Annotated in this window: 23 protein-coding genes; 9 read left to right on the top strand and 14 right to left on the bottom strand. The window is 66.4% G+C overall.

The features are described from left to right. Positions 1-86: 86 nt before the first annotated feature. Both yjgA and mog read left to right on the top strand, forming a co-directional pair. Complete coding sequence (yjgA, locus tag CFB52_RS05250; RefSeq protein WP_306532323.1) at positions 87-689, top strand: ribosome biogenesis factor YjgA; 603 nt, start codon at positions 87-89, stop codon at positions 687-689. Next, positions 673-1,281 (top strand): molybdopterin adenylyltransferase, encoded by a 609-nt coding sequence (mog, locus tag CFB52_RS05245; protein WP_081083261.1) that lies wholly within the window; start codon positions 673-675, stop codon positions 1,279-1,281. Before yjgA ends, mog begins: the two co-directional genes overlap by 17 nt. A 34-nt stretch (positions 1,282-1,315) precedes the next feature. On the opposite strand, the gene orn is transcribed toward mog, so the two are convergent. Beyond that, positions 1,316-1,936, bottom strand: coding sequence for an oligoribonuclease (gene orn / locus CFB52_RS05240; RefSeq protein ID WP_050011510.1), 621 nt, complete (start codon positions 1,934-1,936; stop codon positions 1,316-1,318). Positions 1,937-2,061: 125 nt separating this feature from the next. On the opposite strand from orn, the gene CFB52_RS05235 reads away from it, so the two are divergent. Genes CFB52_RS05235 through CFB52_RS05225 form a run of 3 tightly spaced genes read left to right on the top strand, consistent with a single transcriptional unit; the run spans position 2,062 to position 4,637 of the window. Next, on the top strand, positions 2,062-3,321 hold the full coding sequence (locus CFB52_RS05235; RefSeq protein ID WP_099316189.1) for a M48 family metallopeptidase: 1,260 nt from the start codon (positions 2,062-2,064) through the stop codon (positions 3,319-3,321). Beyond that, on the top strand, positions 3,318-4,259 hold the full coding sequence (gene rsgA / locus CFB52_RS05230) for a ribosome small subunit-dependent GTPase A (protein ID WP_059574044.1): 942 nt from the start codon (positions 3,318-3,320) through the stop codon (positions 4,257-4,259). The genes CFB52_RS05235 and rsgA overlap by 4 nt, the downstream gene beginning before the upstream one ends. 60 nt (positions 4,260-4,319) lie before the next feature. Continuing rightward, entirely contained in the window at positions 4,320-4,637 is a 318-nt protein-coding gene (locus CFB52_RS05225; protein WP_011351362.1) for a putative signal transducing protein, read from the top strand. 77 nt (positions 4,638-4,714) lie between these two features. Here CFB52_RS05225 and CFB52_RS05220 read toward each other — a convergent pair whose 3' ends face one another. The 6 genes from CFB52_RS05220 to rpsP all read right to left on the bottom strand — a co-directional run bounded on the left by CFB52_RS05220 (position 4,715) and on the right by rpsP (position 8,844). Continuing rightward, on the bottom strand, positions 4,715-5,653 hold the full coding sequence (locus CFB52_RS05220; protein ID WP_059574045.1) for a CobD/CbiB family protein: 939 nt from the start codon (positions 5,651-5,653) through the stop codon (positions 4,715-4,717). Between the two features lie 120 nt (positions 5,654-5,773). Continuing rightward, positions 5,774-6,460 (bottom strand): CoA pyrophosphatase, encoded by a 687-nt coding sequence (locus CFB52_RS05215; protein ID WP_099316188.1) that lies wholly within the window; start codon positions 6,458-6,460, stop codon positions 5,774-5,776. Positions 6,461-6,547: 87 nt separating this feature from the next. Continuing rightward, a complete protein-coding gene (gene rplS / locus CFB52_RS05210) occupies positions 6,548-6,940 on the bottom strand; it encodes a 50S ribosomal protein L19 (RefSeq protein ID WP_059574047.1) in 393 nt (130 codons plus the stop codon). Between the two features lie 133 nt (positions 6,941-7,073). Beyond that, complete coding sequence (gene trmD / locus CFB52_RS05205; protein ID WP_059638231.1) at positions 7,074-7,868, bottom strand: tRNA (guanosine(37)-N1)-methyltransferase TrmD; 795 nt, start codon at positions 7,866-7,868, stop codon at positions 7,074-7,076. A 1-nt stretch (position 7,869) separates the two neighbouring features. Next, positions 7,870-8,547: a ribosome maturation factor RimM gene (rimM, locus tag CFB52_RS05200; RefSeq protein ID WP_060313183.1), complete on the bottom strand. Its 678-nt coding sequence runs from the start codon at positions 8,545-8,547 to the stop codon at positions 7,870-7,872. A 42-nt stretch (positions 8,548-8,589) separates the two neighbouring features. Further along, a complete protein-coding gene (gene rpsP / locus CFB52_RS05195) occupies positions 8,590-8,844 on the bottom strand; it encodes a 30S ribosomal protein S16 (protein ID WP_006476550.1) in 255 nt (84 codons plus the stop codon). Positions 8,845-8,996: 152 nt separating this feature from the next. Between rpsP and CFB52_RS05190 the strand changes: the two genes are divergently transcribed. Together CFB52_RS05190 and CFB52_RS05185 are read left to right on the top strand one after the other, a co-directional pair. Further along, positions 8,997-10,136: a sorbosone dehydrogenase family protein gene (locus CFB52_RS05190; RefSeq protein WP_099316187.1), complete on the top strand. Its 1,140-nt coding sequence runs from the start codon at positions 8,997-8,999 to the stop codon at positions 10,134-10,136. Positions 10,137-10,245: 109 nt separating this feature from the next. Then, a complete protein-coding gene (locus CFB52_RS05185; RefSeq protein WP_059574326.1) occupies positions 10,246-10,713 on the top strand; it encodes an NINE protein in 468 nt (155 codons plus the stop codon). Between the two features lie 51 nt (positions 10,714-10,764). Here CFB52_RS05185 and CFB52_RS05180 read toward each other — a convergent pair whose 3' ends face one another. Both CFB52_RS05180 and CFB52_RS05175 read right to left on the bottom strand, forming a co-directional pair. Next, a complete protein-coding gene (locus CFB52_RS05180) occupies positions 10,765-11,943 on the bottom strand; it encodes a PA0069 family radical SAM protein (protein ID WP_060313176.1) in 1,179 nt (392 codons plus the stop codon). A gap of 90 nt (positions 11,944-12,033) precedes the next feature. Beyond that, the gene (locus tag CFB52_RS05175; protein ID WP_012492860.1) at positions 12,034-12,522 is read right to left on the bottom strand and encodes an Lrp/AsnC ligand binding domain-containing protein; all 489 of its coding nucleotides are present in this window, start codon (positions 12,520-12,522) and stop codon (positions 12,034-12,036) included. A 145-nt stretch (positions 12,523-12,667) separates the two neighbouring features. Between CFB52_RS05175 and CFB52_RS05170 the strand changes: the two genes are divergently transcribed. Then, positions 12,668-13,954: a D-amino acid dehydrogenase gene (locus tag CFB52_RS05170; RefSeq protein WP_059574052.1), complete on the top strand. Its 1,287-nt coding sequence runs from the start codon at positions 12,668-12,670 to the stop codon at positions 13,952-13,954. 320 nt (positions 13,955-14,274) lie between these two features. Here the strand turns inward: CFB52_RS05170 and CFB52_RS05165 are convergent, their stop codons facing one another. From CFB52_RS05165 to CFB52_RS05145, 5 genes are all read right to left on the bottom strand, one after another. Beyond that, the gene (locus CFB52_RS05165; protein ID WP_059638223.1) at positions 14,275-15,210 is read right to left on the bottom strand and encodes an electron transfer flavoprotein subunit alpha/FixB family protein; all 936 of its coding nucleotides are present in this window, start codon (positions 15,208-15,210) and stop codon (positions 14,275-14,277) included. Positions 15,211-15,226: 16 nt separating this feature from the next. After that, positions 15,227-15,976 (bottom strand): electron transfer flavoprotein subunit beta/FixA family protein, encoded by a 750-nt coding sequence (locus CFB52_RS05160; RefSeq protein WP_099316186.1) that lies wholly within the window; start codon positions 15,974-15,976, stop codon positions 15,227-15,229. A 227-nt stretch (positions 15,977-16,203) separates the two neighbouring features. Continuing rightward, positions 16,204-16,998, bottom strand: coding sequence for a MetQ/NlpA family ABC transporter substrate-binding protein (locus tag CFB52_RS05155; RefSeq protein WP_059574054.1), 795 nt, complete (start codon positions 16,996-16,998; stop codon positions 16,204-16,206). Positions 16,999-17,027: 29 nt separating this feature from the next. Next, positions 17,028-17,681, bottom strand: coding sequence for a methionine ABC transporter permease (locus CFB52_RS05150; RefSeq protein WP_059574055.1), 654 nt, complete (start codon positions 17,679-17,681; stop codon positions 17,028-17,030). Then, positions 17,671-18,705, bottom strand: coding sequence for a methionine ABC transporter ATP-binding protein (locus CFB52_RS05145; RefSeq protein WP_059574056.1), 1,035 nt, complete (start codon positions 18,703-18,705; stop codon positions 17,671-17,673). Before CFB52_RS05145 ends, CFB52_RS05150 begins: the two co-directional genes overlap by 11 nt. Positions 18,706-18,921: 216 nt before the next feature. Between CFB52_RS05145 and CFB52_RS05140 the strand changes: the two genes are divergently transcribed. Beyond that, on the top strand, positions 18,922-19,830 hold the full coding sequence (locus tag CFB52_RS05140; RefSeq protein ID WP_099316185.1) for an alpha/beta hydrolase: 909 nt from the start codon (positions 18,922-18,924) through the stop codon (positions 19,828-19,830). Positions 19,831-19,845 lie beyond the last annotated feature (15 nt).

The following is a 19,845-nucleotide window of genomic DNA, read 5'->3' as shown; positions in this document are numbered from 1 at the left end:
AATGTTGCGTATCCCGCGATCATAGCAAGGTCCGGGGCCGCGCACAGACAAGCTTGGGGTATCCGCGCCGCGATACAATGCGGCCCATGACACGCAAAACCCGAATCCAGCCGATCGAACCTGCCGTCGAGGACGACGACCATGGCTACGATCGCCCCAGCAAATCCCAGTTGAAGCGCGAAATGCACGCGCTGCAGGAACTCGGCCAGGCGCTCGTCGACCTGCCGAAGGACGCGCTCAAGCGCATGCCGATGCCCGAAGACCTCGCGGACGCCGTGCGCGAGGCGCGCCGGATCACCGATCACGAAGGCAAGCGCCGCCAGCTCCAGTACGTCGGCCGCATGATGCGCTCGCTGACCGACGACGAAACGGCCGCGCTGCGCACCGCGCTCGACGCGCAACGCGGCGTGAACAAGGCCGCCACCGCCCGCCTGCACTGGATCGAGCGCACGCGCGAGCAACTGCTCGCGAGCGACGACGCGCTGACCGAATTCCTGCGCCAGCACCCCGACGCCGACATCCAGGAAGGCCGCACGCTGATCCGCAACGCGCGCAAGGAAGCGCAGCAAGGCAAGCCGCCGCGCTATTTCCGCGAGCTGTTCCAATGGATCAAGGCCGCGGGCGGCGCATCCGACAGCGACGACGAAGCGGCCGACGACGCCGGAGACGACCATGACGACGAAGCGTAACCATCCGGACGAGCTCGTGGTCGGCCTCGTGTCGATCAGCGACCGCGCGAGCACGGGGGTTTACGAAGACAAGGGCATCCCGGCGCTGCAGGAATGGCTCGCCGGCGCGCTGGTTTCGCCGTGGCGCGCCGAAACGCGCCTGATCCAGGACGACGCGCCGACGATCTCGGCCACGCTCGCCGAACTGGTCGACGTCGCCGGCTGCGACCTCGTGCTGACGACGGGCGGCACGGGCCCCGCGCGCCGCGACGTGACGCCGGAAGCCACGCTGGCCGTGGCGACGAAGGAAATGCCGGGATTCGGCGAACAGATGCGGCAGATCAGCCTGAATTTCGTGCCGACCGCGATCCTGTCGCGGCAGGTCGCCGTGATCCGCGAAACGGCCGACCATGCGGCGCTGATCATCAACCTGCCCGGCCAGCCGAAGTCGATCCGGGAAACGCTGGAAGGGCTGCGCGACGCCGACGGCAAGTCGACCGTGCCCGGCATCTTCGCCGCGGTGCCCTACTGCATCGACCTGATCGGCGGCCCGTATGTCGAGACCGACGCCGCGGTGGTCGCGGCGTTCCGGCCGAAAAGCGCGCGGCGCTGAGCGTTTGCCGCGCGCCGCACGCGTGCCGGCCCGCTCAGGCGGCCGGCACGGAATCGCCTGCCGGCGCCGAGGCGGCCGGAATCAGGAAATGCTCGCGGTAGTACTTCAGTTCGTCGATCGACTCGTGGATATCGGCAAGCGCCGTGTGCATCGCCCGCTTCTGAAAACCCTTGTAGATGGCCGGCTGCCAGCGGCGGCACAGCTCCTTGAGCGTACTGACGTCGAGATTGCGGTAGTGGAAGAACCGCTCGAATTCGGGCATCCAGCGCGCCATGAAGCGGCGGTCCTGGCAAATCGAGTTGCCGCACATCGGCGACTTGCCCGGCGACACGTACTGCGCGAGGAACGCCTGCAGTTGCGCGGCGGCTTCCGCCTCGGTCACGGTCGATGCGCGCACGCGGTCGATCAGCCCCGAACGGCCGTGCGTCGACTTGTTCCAGTCGTCCATCTTCGCGAGCGTCTCGTCGCTCTGGTGGATCGCGAACACCGGGCCCTCGACCGCGACGTCGAGCGTGGAATTGGTCACGACGACCGCGATCTCGATGATGCGGTCGTTATCCGGGTCGAGGCCCGTCATTTCCATGTCGAGCCAGACGAGGTTCAACTCGTTGCGCACGAGCGCGGGCTGGCTGGCGGAAGCGGCGGTATCGGTCATGATTCATCCTGGAAAATGGCGGACCGGGCGCGCCGATGCGGCGCCGCCCGGGCGGCCGGCATCGCGTGAGCGGGGCCGGTCCGCAAGAACATATAATTCTCGCATAGAACCCTTTGGCGCCTTCGATGTCACCCTTTTCGTTCACCCTGCTGTTCGCGATCGCCGTGCTCGCGATGGTCGTCACCAAGCTGTGGCTCGCGTCGCGGCAGATCCGCTTCGTCGCCGCGCACCGCAACGGCGTGCCCGCGCAGTTCAGCGCCACCATCCCGCTGACCGCCCACCAGCGCGCGGCCGACTACACGGTCGAGCGCACCCGGCTGACGATGTTCGAGATCGTCGTCAGCGCGGCCGTGCTGGTCGGCCTCACGCTGCTCGGCGGCGTCGGCGCGCTCGACACGCTGCTGACCGGCTGGCTCGGCCGCGGCTACGGGCAGCAGGTCGCCCTCGTCGCCGCGGTGCTCGTGATCACGGGCGTGATCGACGTCCCGTTCGAGTACTACCGCCAGTTCGGCATCGAGCAGCGTTTCGGCTTCAACCGGATGACGAAGCGGCTGTTCTTCACCGACATGCTGAAAAACACGTTGCTCGGCTCCGTGCTCGGTCTGCCGCTGCTGTTCGTCGTGCTGTGGCTGATGAACCAGGCCGGCCACCTGTGGTGGCTGTGGACCTGGATCGTTTGGGTCGCGTTCCAGATGCTCGTGCTGCTGATCTACCCGACCTTCATCGCGCCGCTCTTCAACAAGTTCGAGCCGCTGAAGGACGATGCGCTGCGCGCGCGCATCGAGTCGCTGATGAAGCGCTGCGGCTTCGCGGCCAAGGGCCTGTTCGTGATGGACGGCAGCCGCCGCTCCGCGCACGGCAACGCGTACTTCACGGGTTTCGGCGCATCGAAGCGGATCGTGTTCTTCGACACGCTGCTCGCGCGCCTGTCCGGCCAGGAGATCGAAGCCGTGCTTGCGCACGAACTCGGCCACTTCAAGCGCCGCCACGTGATGAAGCGGATGCTCGTGTCGTTCGTGCTGAGCCTCGTGCTGCTCGCGCTGCTCGGCTGGCTCGCGCAACGCACGTGGTTCTATACGGGGCTCGGCGTCACGCCGTCGCTCGACACCAGCAACGCGGGCGCCGCGCTCGTCCTGTTCTTCCTCGCGATTCCCGTGTTCCTGTTCTTCGCGACGCCGTTCAGCAGCCTCACGTCGCGCAAGCACGAATTCGAGGCCGACGCGTTCGCGGCCAGCCAGACCGACGCGCAGGATCTCGTCAGCGCGCTCGTGAAACTCTACGAAGACAACGCGTCGACGCTCACGCCCGACCCCGTCTACACGGCTTTCTATTACTCGCATCCGCCCGCGTCGCAGCGGATCGACCGCTTGCTGCAGCACGCATGAGCCGGCCGACCTCCCGCAAGCCGGCCGCGCGCGCGTCGGGCGCGCAACGGGCCGAAGGCCGCGTGATCGCGGCGCACGGCCGCCACTACATCGTCGCCCCCGACGACGGCGGCCCGATGCTGCAATGCTTCCCGCGCGGCAAGAAGAGCGACATCGCGGTCGGCGACCGCGTCGCGTACGAACTCGCGTCGGCCGACCAGGGCGTGATCGTCGAGATCGGCGAACGGCGCAACCTGCTGTACCGCTCCGACCAGTTCAAGTCGAAGCTGTTCGCGGCGAACCTCGACCAGTTGCTGATCGTGCTCGCGACCGAGCCCTATTTCAGCGAGGATCTCCTCGGCCGCGCGCTGATCGCAGCCGAAGCGAACGAGCTGAAGCCGCTCGTCGTGCTGAACAAGATCGACGTCGAGGCCGCGCTGCCGGTCGCGCGCGAGCGCCTCGCGCCGTACCGCGCGCTCGGCTACGACGTGCTCGAGTTGTCGGTGAAGGGCGCGCCGGACGACGCGCGTGCACAGCTGATGCCGCACCTCGCCGGGCATTCGACGATCCTGCTCGGCCAGTCCGGGATGGGCAAGTCGACGCTCGTGAACCTGCTCGTACCCGACGCCGAAGCCGCGACCCGCGAGATTTCGGCCGCGCTCAACAGCGGCCGTCACACGACGACGTTCACGCGCCTGTACCCGCTGGAAGGCGGCGGTGCGCTGATCGATTCGCCGGGCTTCCAGGAATTCGGCCTCTACCACCTGACCGAAGGCCGTCTCGAACGCGCGTTTCCGGAATTCCGGCCGTTGCTCGCGGACTGCCGTTTCTATAATTGTCATCATCTGCACGAGCCCGGCTGCGCGATCCTCGAAGCCGTCGCCGACGGCCGTATCGCGCCGTCGCGGCACGCGCTGTACGCGCAACTCGTGCACGAGGCGAGCCAGATCGTCCGCTGATCGCGCGAGGTGCGCGACGGCCGGCCGGCGCCATGCCGGCCTTCATCGACAGGAGCCACGATGCGTTTCAAGGCACCCGACCTCGCGACCGCGCAGCATTGGGCCAACGTGCTCCAGGTGGCCGGCATCGGTTGCGAGCTGCACAACTGCTACGCGACCGGCGCACTCGGCGGCCTGCCCGCCGATGCGTGCACGCCCGAGCTGTGGCTCGACGACGAACGCGACGATGCACTCGCCCGCCGGCTCCTCGATGCCGCGTCGCACGGCCCGTCGGCCGGCGCGGCACCGTGGCGCTGCCGGCAGTGCGGAGAAGCGCTCGAAGCGCAATTCACCGCGTGCTGGCAATGCGGCGCCGTGCGCGACCCGCTCGACGACTGAACGCACTGCGCCGACCCACAGCGAAAAGGCCGGCATCCAGCCGGCCTTTGTCTTTCATCGGGTACTGCGCTGCGCCGTCACGACACCCAGACGGCGAGCGTGAGCATCAGCAGCAGGATCATCCACAGGATCACCGCGCGCCACACGAGGCCGACTGCCGACTGCAGCGTGCGCGGCGTGCAATCGTCACCAACCGTCAACGGACCGCTGTCGCCGACCGCCAGCGCATCGAGGCTCGACGGTTCCGCGAGCGGCCCGGCGAGACGCGCACCGAGCGCCCCGCTGCCGGCCGCCAGCAGCACGCCGTCGTTCGGGTCGGGCCACTGGCGCGTATGGTTGCGCCATGCATAGATCGCATCCTCGAAATTGCCGACGATCGCGAAGCCAAGCGCCGTCAGTCGGGACGGAATCCAGTCGATCACGAAGAACGCGCGCTGCGCGAACGTCGAGAACGCGGCCGTGCGATCGTCGCCCGGCGTCGACCAGCTGCGCGCGAGGTATTCGGAAATCCGGTACAACACGGCGCCGGCCGGACCGATCGGCAGCACGTACCAGAAGAACACGCCGAAGACGTGCCGATGCGACGCGACGACCGCATGGATCAGCGTATGGCGGACGATTTCGCCGACCGGCATGTCGACCGTGTCGATACCCGTCCACTCATGCAGGATTTCGCGCGCGCGCGGCACGTCGTCGTTGTTGAGCGCGAGATGGATATCGGTGAAGTAGTGGCTGAACTGACGGAAGCCGAGCGTGAAATACACGACGACGACGTTCCATATGAACGCGAGCACGAAGCTCACCTTGTACAACAGGAAATAGACCAGCGCGACGATCAGCACCCACGGCAGCACGACCGCGAGCCATGCGAGGAGCCCGTGCTTCTGCTTGCCGGCGTCGAGGCCATGCGCGACGGTTTCCGCATGAAACTGGAACAGCGCGAACACCGGATTGCTCGGCGACAACGCGCGGACCTGTTCGATGATGAGGGCAAGGAGAACCGAAAAGAAAGTCATGCGTGGCGCCGTCTTCGGAGTTATGTCATTTTTTGCATAACGATAGCACAGCGTCAGCCGCGCATGGCTGCCGGCGCGGTCGCCGGGCAGCCGCTCGCGCGCGCCGGCCGGCGCGCCCGCCTAGCCGGCGGCCAAGAAGCGATACAGATTGCGAAACATGGCGGCAGTTGCGCCCCAGATGAAGTATTGCCCGCCCGCTTCGCCGTTCGGGTAAGGCATGGCAAAAAAACGACGCTCGCCGCCTTCCCACCGAAACACGCGGACCTGATGGTTCGCGGGATTCATCAAGAACGCGAGCGGCACTTCGAAAATCTCGGCGACTTCGAACGTGTCGGCCTGCACGGTGAACGGCGGATGCACGAGGCTGACGACCGGTGTCACGCAGAAGCCCGTGCCGGTCAGGTAGTCGGGCAGCACGCCGAGAATCTCGACGCGTTCGGCGGCCAGCCCGATCTCCTCTTTCGCCTCGCGCAACGCGGTGGCGGTCGCGTCTCGATCGAACGGCTCGCGACGGCCGCCCGGAAAGCTGATCTGTCCGGCATGGTCGTCCAGGTGATCGGCGCGCTGCGTCAGCAGTACGGTGAGGCCCGTCTCGCGTGCGACGAGCGGCATGAGAACGGCCGCGCTGCGCGGATCGACACCTTCCTGCAGCCTCGCCTCGCCGGGCTCGACGCTCCATTCGAGCGTGCGTGAGAAACGTTCGCGCAGGCCGGACGGCGTCATCAGCCGGGAATCGATGACAGGCAGGCCGGCGCCGGTGCCTTCGACCGGCAATACTTCGGGATCGATGATGGGGCGGCGATTCAATGGGGCTCTCGGGTTCGTGTCGTATCGAGCATATTGTCGCGCCAGAATGAAAAAAGCACCCGGTTGGGTGCTTTTTCCTTACAGCTCTTACTCTTGGGAAGCTGCTGCGGCGCGATCCTTCGACACCAGCTTTTCCTTGATACGAGCCGACTTGCCCGAACGCTCGCGCAGGTAGTACAGCTTCGCACGACGCACATCACCGCGACGCTTCACGACGATGCTTGCCAGCAGCGGCGAGTACGTCTGGAACGTACGCTCGACGCCTTCACCCGACGAGATCTTGCGAACGATGAAGTTCGAGTTCAGGCCACGGTTGCGCTTCGCGATGACGACGCCTTCGTAAGCCTGAACGCGCTTGCGGTTACCTTCAACCACGTTCACGTTCACGATCACCGTGTCGCCCGGGGCGAAATCGGGGATCGTCTTGCCGGCGAGCGCGCGCTCGATCTCTTCCTGCTCAAGTTTTGCGATCAGATTCATTACTGACTCCTTATGCCATCGTGTCGGCGTTCGTACCCGCCTGCTTCCAGGCTCGGCCCCGATAGAGGATGGATTCACATCAGGCGCCGCACACGCATGTACGGCACCGCCAATTCCCGCCCGCGCAGCCGCCTCAGGAGGCGTCCTTCGCTTCGCGTGCGAGGTTCGCAAGCCACGCCTCGTCGGCCCGGCTCAACAACTTCTCGCGGCGCGCCCGGGCGATCAGGTCCGGGCGCTTCCGCAACGTATTCCTCAATGCTTCCTGACGCCGCCACTTCTCGATCTCGGCATGATGCCCGCCGAGCAGCACGTCCGGCACGCGCACGCCCTCGTATTCCTCGGGCCGCGTGTAGTGCGGACAATCGAGCAGGCCGTCGGCGAAGCTGTCCTGCACGGCCGACAGCGAATCGTTCAGCACGCCGGGCAGCAGCCGCACGACTGCATCCATCAGCGCCATCGCCGGCAGTTCGCCGCCCGACAGCACGAAATCGCCGAGGCTGATTTCCTCGTCGACGCAACGATCCAGCAAGCGCTGGTCGATCGCTTCGTAGCGGCCGCACAGCACGACGACGCCGGGTTCCTGCGCCATCCGCACCGCACGATCATGCGTGAGCGGCGCGCCTTGCGGCGACATCATCACGACGCGCGTGCTCGCGATGCCCTGCTCCGCCTGCGCCGCTTTCGCGGCGTCGATCGCGGCTTCGAGCGGCCTGGCCAGCATCACCATGCCCGGACCGCCGCCGTACGGACGATCGTCGACCGTGCGGTAGTTGTCCGTCGTGAAATCACGCGGGTTCCAGGTGCGCAACCCGAAGCGCCCCTGCTTCACGGCCCGGCTGGTGATTCCCCAGTCGGTCAGCGCGCGGAACATCTCGGGAAAGAGCGTGACGACGTCGAACTGCACCGCGCGCTCGGTAACCTGGTTCATTTCAGTAATCGGCTTCCCAGTCGACGACGATGCGACGCGCCGCCTGATCCACCGTTTTGACGTAGACGCCGACGAACGGAATCAACCGCTCGTCGGTGGTCGGCTGACCGTCTTTGCCGGTCGCCGGATACTCGACACGCATGATCGAATGCACGCCGTTGTCGATCATCCCGCTCACCTTCCCGAGCGCCACCGATTGCTCGTTGACGACGTCGAGACCGATCAGGTCGACCCAATAGAATTCGTCCGCGGCCAGTGCCGGGAAATCTTCCCGGCGCACGAACACGCGAAAGCCGCGCATGGACAGCGCGGCATCGCGGTCGCTGACGCCCGCGGGTTGCGCAACGACAGTGTCGCTGTGCGTCTTCGACTGCATGATGCGGGCGGAAAGCCGCTCCGCACCGCGTTCCAGCCACCAGCGACGCGCGTTGAGCAGCGCGTCGCCACCGCGACCGGCATCGGCATGCGTCGCCACCTTGATCCAGCCTTTCAGGCCGTAGGCGTCGACCACCGCCCCGACCTCGACGGCATCGTCAGGCCAGGCTTGCGTCGCTTCGGGACTGCCTTGTTCGGCAGCCTGACCGGCGTTCGCGACCGTGTCGCGCTCGACCGGCTTGCGGACGAATGCGCCAAATGACGCACGCCCGCGCCTTGCATTACCGGAATCGTGACCCGCCATCAATGCACCTCACAGCCGGCACGACCGGCACACCGTGCCATGTCAGGCAGCCGGTTGCGCCTTTTGCGCTTCCTTCACGAGACGCTGGACGGTCGGCGACAGTTGCGCGCCAACGCCTTGCCAGTACGTCAGGCGATCCTGAGCGATACGCAGCGATTCGCCCTTCGTGGCGACCGGGTTGTAGAAGCCGACGCGCTCGATGAAGCGGCCGTCACGACGGTTGCGCGAATCGGTAGCAACGATGTTGTAGAACGGGCGCTTCTTCGAGCCGCCACGAGCCAGACGGATGATAACCATATGATGTCCTTCGGGAAAACCGGGTTCGAAACTACTGAAACACGCGATTATAGCCGGAAAGCAGAGGTACAACAAACACTTACGCGTAAAAATCCGCGGACGGCCCGTCCAGCAGGCATACAATCGGCGTGTCCACGACGCTCCCGACCGTCATGCCGCCCTTTCGCGCCGCCCTCGCGCGCCGCGCGCAGCACCGATTCGCGGCGCTGCTTGCCGGCCTTGCCTGCCTCGTCTCCCTGCCGGCGTTTGCCGCGCCGTTGCCGGTGAACGAACTCGTCGTGCCGCCCGGCTTCCACGTGGAAGTGCTGACGGACACGGTGCCGGCCGCGCGCGAAATGGCGTGGTCGCCACGCGGCATTCTGTATGTCGGCACGCGGGAAGGCCGAGTCCATGCATTCGTGATGCGCGAGGGTCGGATCACCGCGCGCTACGTGATCGCGTCCGGACTCGATATGCCAGTCGGCGTCGCCTATCGCGATGGCGCTCTCTATATATCCGCCGTGTCGCGTATCCTGCGCGTCGACCGTATCGACGACCGGCTCGCCAGACCGCCCGCCCCCGTCGTCGTGACCGACGCGCTGCCGACCGACCACCATCACGGCTGGAAATTCATCGCGTTCGGCCCCGATGGCAAGCTCTACGTACCGACCGGCGCGCCGTGCAATGCCTGCCTCGCCGATCGCAGCCGCTACGCGATCATTGCGCGCATGAACGCCGACGGCAGTGGGCGCGAAGTGTTCGCCCGCGGCATACGCAATACGGTCGGCTTTGCATGGCACCCCGATTCGGGGGAGCTGTGGTTCACCGACAACGGGCGCGACATGATGGGCGACGACGTACCCGACGACGAGCTGAACCGTGCGCCGCGCGCCGGCCTCGACTTCGGCTTTCCATACTGCCACGGCGGCGATACGCCCGACCCCGAATTCGGCAGCGCCGACGTCTGCCGCCGTTATGTACCACCCGTCCTGAAACTCGGCGCACACGTGGCGGCGCTCGGCATGCGTTTCTACACCGGATCGATGTTTCCGGCGTCGTATCGAAATAATGTCTTCATCGCCGAACACGGCTCGTGGAACCGCAGCACGAAGGTCGGCTACCGCGTGATGCGCGTGGTCGCCCCCGTGGACGGCAGCCACGCACGTCAGACGCCGTTCATCGCCGGCTGGCTGCGGCCCGACGGCACGGTATGGGGACGCCCGGCCGACGTACTGCCGCTGCCGGACGGTTCGTTGCTCGTCAGCGACGATTACGCGGGCGCGATCTATCGCGTGACTTATGCGGCACCTTGACGCAGCCGAGGGGTGACCGGGCCCGACCGGGCATCGTAGAATGCGTGCCGGGCCGTGCGCCCGCGCCGGCTTGCCGGCCGCCCAAGCCAACGACAATACGCCGCCATCCATGTCCAGCAGCACCGCATCACCCCGCCGCTTCCGCTCCAAGACGCTCACCGCCGCCCTCGCGTTCCTGCTCGGATCGCTCGGTGCGCACCGCTTCTATCTGTACGGCTTTCGCGACGTGTACGGCTGGGCCCACCTGCTCGCGACGATCGTCGGCATCCCGGGCTTCCTGCTGCTCGCGGCAACCCAGCGCAGCGCCGGCCTCGGCTGGTGGCTCGCGGTGCCCGGCGCAATCTCGCTGCTGGCGGCGTTCCTCGCCGCCCTCGTCTACGGGCTGCGCCCCGACGAAAAATGGGATGCGCAATTCAATGCGGACACCGGCAAGCACAGCCAGTCGGGCTGGACCGTGATCTTCGTCGTGATTTTCTCGCTGCTGATCGGCGCGTTCCTGCTGATGACCGCACTCGCGCTGTCGTTCCAGACGTACTTCGAATCGCAGGTCCAAGCGGCCAAGCAGATTTCGCAGTAAGCCCGGCCAGCACGATCGATACGGGACACCGGCGACTACGTTGCTCGTCGGTCAGAACAGGCTCAACTGGATGTCGTCGCGCGACTTCGCGCCGGCTGCTCGAACCGCGACAGGCGGCGCCGACACCCCAGCGACCGGCGCGCCGCGGAATCGCGACAGATCCAGAATGCCGTTCGTGCGCTCGTTCAGCCCGAGCCGCTTGACGGCCTGACGGAAGCGTTGCCGCAACAGGTCGGCCCAGATCCCCTCGCCCTTCATCCGTTTCGAGAAGTCCGAATCGTAATCCTTGCCGCCGCGCATGTCGCGCACGCGGTTCATCACGCGCTCCGCACGATCGGGAAAATGCGCGGCAAGCCACTGCTTGAACAGCGGCGCGACCTCCCACGGCAATCTCAGGATGATGTAGCTCGCATGCGTCGCACCGGCTTCCGCGCAGGCTTCGAGCACGCGCTCCATGTCTGGCTCGGTGACGAACGGAATCACCGGTGCAATGCTCACGCCGACCGGCACACCCGCATCGCGTAGCGCCCGGATCGTGCGCAACCGCCGCGCCGGGGTGGCCGCGCGCGGCTCGAGCGTGCGCGCGAGCTCGGCATCGAGCGTCGTGATCGTGACCGCCGCCATCACCTGCCCGCGTTCGGCCATCGGCGCGAGCAGGTCGAGATCGCGCTCGATCAGCGACGATTTCGTGATCGCCGCGAACGGCAGCCCGCGATCGTGCATCACCTGGATCACGCTGCGCGTGATGCGCAGGTCGCGTTCGACCGGCTGGTACGCATCGGTGTTGACGCCGAGCGCGATCGGCTCGGGCACGTAGCGCTTGCGCGAAATCTCGCGCTCGAGCAGTTCGGCCGCGTTCACCTTCGCGTAGATGCGGCTTTCGAAATCGAGCCCCGGCGACAGCCCGAGATAGCTGTGCGTCGGCCGCGCGAAGCAGTAGATGCAACCGTGCTCGCAGCCGCGATACGGATTGAGCGACACGCTGAACGGAATGTCGGGCGACTGGTTGTGCGTGAGGATGCTCTTCGCCCGCTCCTCGAAGACCTGCGTGCGCAGCGGCGCGGGGAAGTCGGCATCGTCGGACTCGTGCGTCCAGCCGTCGTCGACCGCTTCGCGCTGCGCGATTTCATACCGCCCCTGCAGGTTGTCGACCGCACCGCGCCCCTTGCGGGGCACGGGCGGCGCTACCGGAAATTCGTTGTCGGACCGATCGTCCATGTGCCCACCCATTCGCCTGCGCCCAATACTGTACATTTATACAGTATTGGGCGCAGCATGCCAAGAGCGGGATAAAGGGCCCGACGGCCGGCCGCCGGTGCGTCACTCGCCGACGGCGATCGTCAGCGTTTCCTTGATTTCCTCCATTACGACATAGCTCTTCGACTGCACGGCGCCCGGCAACTGCAGCAGGATGTCGCCGAGCAGCTTGCGGTAGTCGGCCATCTCGCCGATTCGCGCCTTGATCAGGTAGTCGAAATCGCCGGAGACGAGATGACATTCGAGCACCTCGTCGATCTTCATCACTTCCCGGCGGAATTGCTCGAACATGTTGCCGCCCTTGTGGCCGAGCGTGATCTCGACGAACACCAGCAGCGCGGCGCCCAATTGCCCCGGGTCGACCCGCGCGTGATAGCCGGTGATCACGCCGTCGCGCTCCATGCGCCGCACGCGCTCGATGCACGGCGTGACGGTCAGTCCGACCTGTTCCGCGAGGTCTTTCATCGCCATCCGGCCGTCGTCCTGGAGCAGTTTCAGGATGCGCCGGTCGAGCTTGTCGAGCGAGCGTACGGGCTGACGTTGCGTTCTCATTTGTTTATGCTGAAAACCAGAAAAATACAATAACAAAAACTGCACATTCGACAATACCATAGCGCAAAAAACTAGATCAGCTAGAGGTAACACGGAGCTGCGGGTGCGCCCGGCCTCGACCTGATTCCTTCCATCTGGAGCAGCTATGCGAGTCGTCATTCTGGGCAGCGGTGTGGTGGGCGTGGCAAGCGCGTATTACCTCGCGCGCGCCGGCCACGAAGTCACGGTGATCGACCGGGAAGCCGGCCCGGCGCTGGAGACGAGCTTCGCGAATGCAGGCCAGATCTCGCCCGGCTATGCGGCGCCGTGGGCCGCGCCCGGCGTGCCGCTGAAGGCCGTCAAGTGGATGTTCGAAAAGCACGCGCCGCTCGCGATCCGCCTCGACGGCACGCGCTTCCAGCTCCAGTGGATGGTCCAGATGCTGCGCAACTGCACGGCCGAGCGCTATGCGGTGAACAAGAGCCGCATGGTCCGTCTCGCCGAATACAGCCGCGATTGCCTGCAGGCGCTGCGCGCCGATACCGGCATCCAGTACGAAGGCCGCACGGGCGGCACGCTGCAACTGTTCCGCACGCAGCAGCAGCTCGACGGCGCGGCGAAGGACATCGCCGTGCTGCAGGAAGCGAACGTGCCGTTCGAACTGCTGTCGCCGGCCGAGCTGAAAAAAGCCGAGCCGGCGCTCGCCGCCGTCTCGCACAAGCTGACGGGCGGCCTGCGCCTGCCGGGCGACGAAACCGGCGATTGCCAGTTGTTCACGACGCGCCTCGCCGCGCTCGCCGAATCGCTCGGCGTGAAGTTCCGCTACAACACGCCGATCGATGCGCTCGCGATCGCGGGCGGCAAGATCGCCGGCGTGCAATGCGGCAGCGAGACGGTGCGTGCCGACGCGTACGTCGTCGCGCTGGGCTCGTACTCGACGCGCTTCATCTCGAACCTGATGAAGATTCCCGTCTATCCGCTCAAGGGCTATTCGATCACCGCGCCGATCGTCGACGAAGCCGCCGCGCCGGTGTCGACCGTGCTCGACGAAACCTACAAGATCGCGATCACGCGCTTCGACCAGCGCATCCGCGTCGGCGGGATGGCGGAAATCGTGGGCTTCGACAAGACGCTGCGCGCCGCACGCCGCGAAACGCTCGAGATGTGCGTGAACGACCTGTTCCCGGGCGGCGGCGACACGTCGAAGGCCACGTTCTGGACGGGTCTGCGCCCGATGACGCCGGACGGCACGCCGATCGTCGGCCGCACGCCGGTGTCGAACCTGTTCCTGAACACCGGCCATGGCACGCTCGGCTGGACGATGTCGTGCGGCTCTGGCCAACTGCTCGCGGACCTGATCTCGGGCAAGATGCCGGCGATCCAGGCCGACGACCTGTCGGTGCATCGTTACCTGAAGGACGCGCCCGGCCAAGCGCGCCCGGCCTACGCGTAAATCGGAACGGCCCGCGGCGAGGCGGGCCCGTTGCATCGACGAGAAAGGCGCCCTTGGGCGCCTTTCTCGTTTCCGTGACTGCGAGTGCGAGTGCCGACTCGGCGCGACGCTTCAGTCAACGTGCGCATGCTCCCGTCGCACGGCGAGCGAACCGACGCTGCCCGTCGGGTGTACGCGACGATATGTTCGGCACGGCACAGTACGATCGCGGATCTTCCAGGCGAACGACGCTCGCGCCGCTTCAGCCGACGACACAGCGAAAAAGGGGCGCTCATCGCGCCCCTCTTCGTGTGTGCTTACCGCTGAAGCGTCACGCCGCGTCAGCCGAGCTCGTTCACGAGCTCCGGCACGAGCGAGAACAGATCGCCGACGAGGCCGTAATCGGCCACGCTGAAGATCGGTGCTTCGGGATCCTTGTTGATCGCGACGATCACCTTCGAATCCTTCATGCCGGCCAGATGCTGGATCGCACCCGAGATGCCGACCGCGATGTACAACTGCGGCGCGACGATCTTGCCCGTCTGGCCGACCTGGTAGTCGTTCGGCACGTAGCCGGCGTCGACTGCCGCGCGCGACGCGCCGAGCGCTGCCGACAGCTTGTCCGCCAGCGGCTCCAGCACCTTCGTGTAGTTCTCGCCGCTGCCCAGACCGCGGCCGCCCGACACGATGATGCTCGCCGACGTCAGCTCCGGACGGTCCAGCTTCGTCACTTCACGGCTCACGAACTGCGACTTGCCGGCGTCGGCCGCCGCTTCGATCTTCTCGACCGCTGCGCTGCCGCCCTCCGCCGCCACCGGATCGAAACCCGTCGCACGCACCGTGATGACCTTGATCGGATCGCTCGACTGCACGGTCGCGATCGCATTGCCCGCGTAGATCGGACGCTCGAACGTATCGGCCGAATCGACTGCCGTGATGTCCGAGATCTGCGCGACGTCCAGCTTCGCGGCGATGCGCGGCGCGACGTTCTTGCCGTAGGCCGTCGCCGGCGCGAGGATGTGCGAGTAGTCCTTCGCGATGTTCAGCGCGGTCGCCTCGACGTTTTCCGCCAGGCCTTCGGCCAGTTGCGGCGCGTCGGCCAGCAGCACCTTCGACACGCCCGCGATCTTCGCTGCCGCGTCGGCCGCCGCTTGCGCGTTGTGGCCCGCGACCAGCACGTGGATATCGCCGCCGATCTTCGCTGCCGCCGCCACCGTGTTCAACGTCGCGGCCTTGATCGACGCGTTGTCGTGTTCTGCAATCACCAGAATCGTCATTTCCTTGCGCTCCCTCTTACAGCACCTTGGCTTCGGTCTTCAGCTTCTCGACCAGCGTCTTCACGTCCGGCACCTTCACGCCGGCCGCGCGCTTCGGCGGCTCGGCCACCTTCAGCGTCTTCAGCCGCGGCGCGACGTCCACGCCCAGGTCTTCCGGCTTCACGGTTTCCAGCGGCTTCTTCTTCGCCTTCATGATGTTCGGCAGCGTCACGTAGCGCGGCTCGTTCAGGCGCAGGTCGGTCGTCACGACCGCCGGCAGCGTCAGCGACAGCGTTTCTGCGCCGCCGTCGACTTCGCGCGCAACGATTGCCTTGCCGTCGGCGATCGTCACCTTCGACGCGAACGTCGCCTGCGGCAGACCTGCGAGCGCGGCCAGCATCTGGCCCGTCTGGTTCGAATCGTCGTCGATCGCCTGCTTGCCGAGGATCACCAGTTGCGGCTGTTCCTTGTCGACCAGTGCCTTCAGGATCTTCGCGACGGCCAGCGGCTCGACGCTGTCGTTCGACTCGACGAGGATCGCGCGATCCGCGCCGATCGCCAGCGCCGTGCGCAGCGTTTCCTGCGCTTGAGTCACACCCACCGACACCGCGATCACTTCGGTCGCCACGCCCGCTTCCTTCAGGCGCACGGCTTCTTCCACGGCGATCTCGTCGAACGGGTTCATCGACATCTTCACGTTCGCGATGTCGACACCCGTGTTGTCCGACTTCACGCGGACCTTCACGTTGTAATCGACCACTCTTTTCACTGGCACCAGGATTTTCATGCACACGCTCCAAAGTTACGAATACGACCAGAGGCCATTTTAAGCGAGGCCTCATGACTGCGCGGCCAGGCGGACCCAACCATGATGGTTGTCGAGGATACCGCTTCTTGGCGACGCGCCAATGATAGCGAACGGTCGTTCTATTTTAAAAGAGAAAAAACCCGGACGCAAAGCCCGGGTTTTCGATCATCGACTCTAATCGCGCCGGGCGTCCCGTGCTGCGGCCGTTACCAGGCGGCAATGACCGCGCCGCCGAACTTGCCTTCGATGAACTGTTTCACGTCGGCCGAGTGATAGGCCGCAATCAGCCTGGCGACCCACGGCTTGTTCCGGTCCGCGTCGCGAATCGCGAGGATGTTCGCGTACGGGCCGCTCGGGCCCTCGATCGCGATCGCGTCCTGCTTCGGTTTCAACCCCGCTTCCATCGCGTAGTTGGTATTGATCGCGGCCGCGTCGACGTCGCCGAGCGAGCGCGGAATCTGCGCCGCATCGAGCTCGACGATCTTCAGCTTGCGCGGATTGTCGACGATATCGAGCGGCGTCGCCTTCAACCCCGCATCCGCGCGCAGCTTCAGCAGCCCCTGCTTCTGCAGCAACAGCAGCGCGCGGCCGCCGTTGGTCGGATCGTTCGGCACCGCGACGCGCGCGCCCGGCTTCAGCTCGGCCAGCGACTTCACGCGCTTCGAGTAGATGCCCATCGGAAACGTGACGGTATCCGCGACCTTGATCAGCTTGTAGCCGCGATCCTTCACCTGCGCCTGCAGATACGGATCGTGCTGGTAGCTGTTCGCGTCGAGGTCGCCCGACGCGAGCGCGGCGTTCGGCTGCACGTAGTCGGAAAACTCGACGATGCGGATCTCGAGCCCCTCCTTCGCCGCGACCTTCTTCACCACTTCCATGATCTGCGCGTGCGGACCGCCCGTCACGCCGACCTTGATGGTTTCGGCCCGGGCTTGCGCGCCCGCGAACAGTGCGGCCGCGCCCAGCGCCGCCGCGAATTTCAGCATGAAGCGTCGTTGCATCGTCTCTCCCCTATCGAATCGGTCTGATCTTATTTGTGGCTCAGCCGGCGCACCAGCCAGTCGCCGAGCGATTGCACGATCTGCACGAACACGATCAGGATCGCGACGACCGTCCACATCACTTCCGGCAGATAGCGCTGGTAACCGTAACGGATCCCGAGATCGCCGAGCCCGCCGCCGCCGATCGCGCCCGCCATCGCCGAATAGCCGACCAGCGACACGAACGTGATCGTCAGGCCCGCGACGACGCCCGGCAGCGATTCGGGCAACAGCACCTTGAAGACGATCTGCGACGTGGTCGCGCCCATCGATTGCGCGGCCTCGATCAGCCCGCGATCGACTTCACGCAGCGCGGTTTCGACGAGACGCGCGATGAACGGCGCGGCCGCGAGCGTCAGCGGCACGACCGCCGCAGCCGTGCCGATCGATGAACCGGTAACGAGCCGCGTGAACGGAATCACCGCGACCAGCAGGATGATGAACGGCGTCGAGCGGACCGCGTTCACGATGCCGCCGAGCACGCGATTGACCGCGAGATTCTGCAGCACGCCCTGGCGATCGGTCAGGTAGAGCAGCACGCCGAGCGGCAGGCCGACGAGCGCGCCGACCGCCCCGGAGATGCCGACCATGATCAGCGTCTCCCAGAACGACTGCACGAACATATCGAACATCTCACTCAACATACGAAAGCTCCTCTACCACCACACCTTGCTCGCGCAGGAACGCGAGCGCCTGCCCGACCTTGCCCGGCTCGCCGCCCGCGAGCACCGCGAGCGAACCGAATGCCTGCCCCTGGATCTCGTCGATCTGGCCATGCAGGATGTTGAAATCGAGTTCGTACCGGCGGATCGTCTCCGACAGGATCGGCTGGTCGACCCCCGAGCCCGTGAACGCGAGCCGCAGCAGATGCCCGCTGCCCGTCTTCAGCCGCTCGGCCACGCGCGCCTTCAGCGCGGGCGGCAACTCCTGCGCGATCACGTCGCCGATCAGCGCGCGCGTCACTTCGTGATGCGGCTGCAGGAACACGTCGATCACGCGGCCTTCCTCGACCACGCGCCCCGCATCGAGCACCGCCACGCGATCGCAGACCTGCTTGATCACTTCCATCTGGTGCGTGATCAGCACGATCGTCAGGCCGAGCTCGCGGTTGATGCGCTTCAGCAGGTCGAGGATCGAACGCGTGGTTTCGGGGTCGAGCGCCGACGTCGCCTCGTCCGACAGCAGCACCTTCGGCTGGCTCGCCAGCGCGCGGGCGATGCCGACGCGCTGCTTCTGCCCGCCGCTGATCTGCGCCGGATAGCGATCCTTCTGCGCGGACAGCCCGACCAGGTCGAGCAGCGGCAGCACCGCGGCTTCGATGTCGGCACGGCTCGCGCCGGCCAGCTCGAGCGGTAGCGCGACGTTGTCGAACACCGTGCGCGACGACAGCAGGTTGAAGTGCTGGAAGATCATGCCGATTTCGCGGCGCGCTTCGCGCAGCGCGCCGGCCGACAGCAGCGTGAGATCGCGCCCGCCGACGACGACATTGCCTTCGGTCGGCCGCGTGAGCAGGTTGATGGTGCGCACGAGCGTGCTCTTGCCGGCGCCGCTTCGGCCGATGATGCCGAACACCTCGCCCTGCGGGATCGTCAGATTGACGTTGTGCAACGCTTCGACCCAGCCGCCCGGGCCGGGGAAACGCTGCGAAAGATTGCGCAATTCGATCATGTAAACAAAACGGCGGCCGGCCGGCGAGTTGGCCCGCCAGTCGGCCGCCGATGCATCTGGAATAACCCGCGATTTTACCGCAAACCCCTCATTCCCCTTAATAATCGATTTCGATCTTTTCATAACCAAATGAAATTAGAGGGGCGCCGCTGGGGGCTCGCGAGAATCCCGCGACTATGATCCGGAACACCGACCAACGAACAGGGAACACGCCCGATGAGCACGACCACCACGCCGGCCGCCGCACCCGCCACCGCCGGATCGGCGCCCGCGCCGCGGATGGGCCGGCTGCGTACCGCCGACGGGCTCGAACTGGCGTCGTACCGCTGGCCGGCCGGCGACGGCGCCGCGCCGCCGCGCGCGACGATCGCGCTGGTGCACGGTCTCGCCGAACACGCGGGCCGCCATGCCGCGCTCGCCGGCCGGCTGAACGCGGCCGGCATCGACGTGCTGGCGATCGATCTGCGCGGGCATGGCCACTCGCCCGGCAAGCGAGCCTGGGTCGAACGTTTCGACGACTACCTGAACGATGCGGACGCGCTGGTCGCCGAAGCCGCGCGCGGCGACGCGCCGCTGTTCCTGATGGGACACAGCATGGGCGGCGCGATCGCGGCGCTCTACGCGATCGAACGTGCACCGGTACGCGGCCACGCGCTGACGGGCCTCGTGCTGTCGAGTCCGGCGCTTGCGCCCGGGCGCGACGTGCCGCGCTGGATGCTCGCGGTCAGCCGCGTCATCAGCCGCGTGTGGCCCACTTTCCCCGCGATCAGGATCGATGCGGCGCTGCTGTCGCGCGATCCGGCCATCGTCGCGGCCAATCGCGCCGACCCGCTCGTGCATCACGGCGCCGTGCCCGCACGCACTGGTGCGGAGATTCTCGACGCGATGGCGCGCATCGAAAACGGCCGCGACACGCTGCGCGTGCCGGTGCTCGTCTATCACGGCACCGAGGACAAGCTGACCGAACCCGACGGCAGCCGCGCGTTCGGCGCACGCGTCGGCTCACCCGACCGTACGCTGACGCTGTACGAAGGCGGCTTCCACGAAACGATGAACGATCTCGAACGCGATCGCGTGATCGACGCGTTGGTCGCGTGGATTCACGCGCGCGTGCCGGCACGCTGAGCGCGGCCGGCCGGT

Source organism: Burkholderia sp. AU18528, assembly GCF_002223215.2.
In the GTDB taxonomy this organism is placed as follows: domain Bacteria; phylum Pseudomonadota; class Gammaproteobacteria; order Burkholderiales; family Burkholderiaceae; genus Burkholderia; species Burkholderia semiarida.
Note: the sequence above shows the minus strand (reverse complement) of the source record. Positions and strands in the feature narration are given on the sequence as shown.

What these genes read in the sequence shown, in the direction of transcription:
- CFB52_RS05225 (WP_011351362.1), top strand. Translation starts at nt 4,320, where the DNA reads ATGCGTTTCAAGGCACCCGACCTCGCGACCGCGCAGCATTGGGCCAAC.
- CFB52_RS05185 (WP_059574326.1), top strand. Translation starts at nt 10,246, where the DNA reads ATGTCCAGCAGCACCGCATCACCCCGCCGCTTCCGCTCCAAGACGCTC.
- orn (WP_050011510.1), bottom strand. Translation starts at nt 1,936, where the DNA reads ATGACCGATACCGCCGCTTCCGCCAGCCAGCCCGCGCTCGTGCGCAAC.
- CFB52_RS05160 (WP_099316186.1), bottom strand. Translation starts at nt 15,976, where the DNA reads ATGAAAATCCTGGTGCCAGTGAAAAGAGTGGTCGATTACAACGTGAAG.
- CFB52_RS05165 (WP_059638223.1), bottom strand. Translation starts at nt 15,210, where the DNA reads ATGACGATTCTGGTGATTGCAGAACACGACAACGCGTCGATCAAGGCC.
- CFB52_RS05145 (WP_059574056.1), bottom strand. Translation starts at nt 18,705, where the DNA reads ATGATCGAATTGCGCAATCTTTCGCAGCGTTTCCCCGGCCCGGGCGGC.
- CFB52_RS05150 (WP_059574055.1), bottom strand. Translation starts at nt 17,681, where the DNA reads ATGTTGAGTGAGATGTTCGATATGTTCGTGCAGTCGTTCTGGGAGACG.
- rsgA (WP_059574044.1), top strand. Translation starts at nt 3,318, where the DNA reads ATGAGCCGGCCGACCTCCCGCAAGCCGGCCGCGCGCGCGTCGGGCGCG.
- CFB52_RS05170 (WP_059574052.1), top strand. Translation starts at nt 12,668, where the DNA reads ATGCGAGTCGTCATTCTGGGCAGCGGTGTGGTGGGCGTGGCAAGCGCG.
- yjgA (WP_306532323.1), top strand. Translation starts at nt 87, where the DNA reads ATGACACGCAAAACCCGAATCCAGCCGATCGAACCTGCCGTCGAGGAC.
- rimM (WP_060313183.1), bottom strand. Translation starts at nt 8,547, where the DNA reads ATGGCGGGTCACGATTCCGGTAATGCAAGGCGCGGGCGTGCGTCATTT.
- mog (WP_081083261.1), top strand. Translation starts at nt 673, where the DNA reads ATGACGACGAAGCGTAACCATCCGGACGAGCTCGTGGTCGGCCTCGTG.
- rpsP (WP_006476550.1), bottom strand. Translation starts at nt 8,844, where the DNA reads ATGGTTATCATCCGTCTGGCTCGTGGCGGCTCGAAGAAGCGCCCGTTC.
- trmD (WP_059638231.1), bottom strand. Translation starts at nt 7,868, where the DNA reads ATGAACCAGGTTACCGAGCGCGCGGTGCAGTTCGACGTCGTCACGCTC.
- CFB52_RS05175 (WP_012492860.1), bottom strand. Translation starts at nt 12,522, where the DNA reads ATGAGAACGCAACGTCAGCCCGTACGCTCGCTCGACAAGCTCGACCGG.
- CFB52_RS05155 (WP_059574054.1), bottom strand. Translation starts at nt 16,998, where the DNA reads ATGCAACGACGCTTCATGCTGAAATTCGCGGCGGCGCTGGGCGCGGCC.
- CFB52_RS05180 (WP_060313176.1), bottom strand. Translation starts at nt 11,943, where the DNA reads ATGGGTGGGCACATGGACGATCGGTCCGACAACGAATTTCCGGTAGCG.
- rplS (WP_059574047.1), bottom strand. Translation starts at nt 6,940, where the DNA reads ATGAATCTGATCGCAAAACTTGAGCAGGAAGAGATCGAGCGCGCGCTC.
- CFB52_RS05235 (WP_099316189.1), top strand. Translation starts at nt 2,062, where the DNA reads ATGTCACCCTTTTCGTTCACCCTGCTGTTCGCGATCGCCGTGCTCGCG.
- CFB52_RS05220 (WP_059574045.1), bottom strand. Translation starts at nt 5,653, where the DNA reads ATGACTTTCTTTTCGGTTCTCCTTGCCCTCATCATCGAACAGGTCCGC.
- CFB52_RS05140 (WP_099316185.1), top strand. Translation starts at nt 18,922, where the DNA reads ATGAGCACGACCACCACGCCGGCCGCCGCACCCGCCACCGCCGGATCG.
- CFB52_RS05190 (WP_099316187.1), top strand. Translation starts at nt 8,997, where the DNA reads ATGCCGCCCTTTCGCGCCGCCCTCGCGCGCCGCGCGCAGCACCGATTC.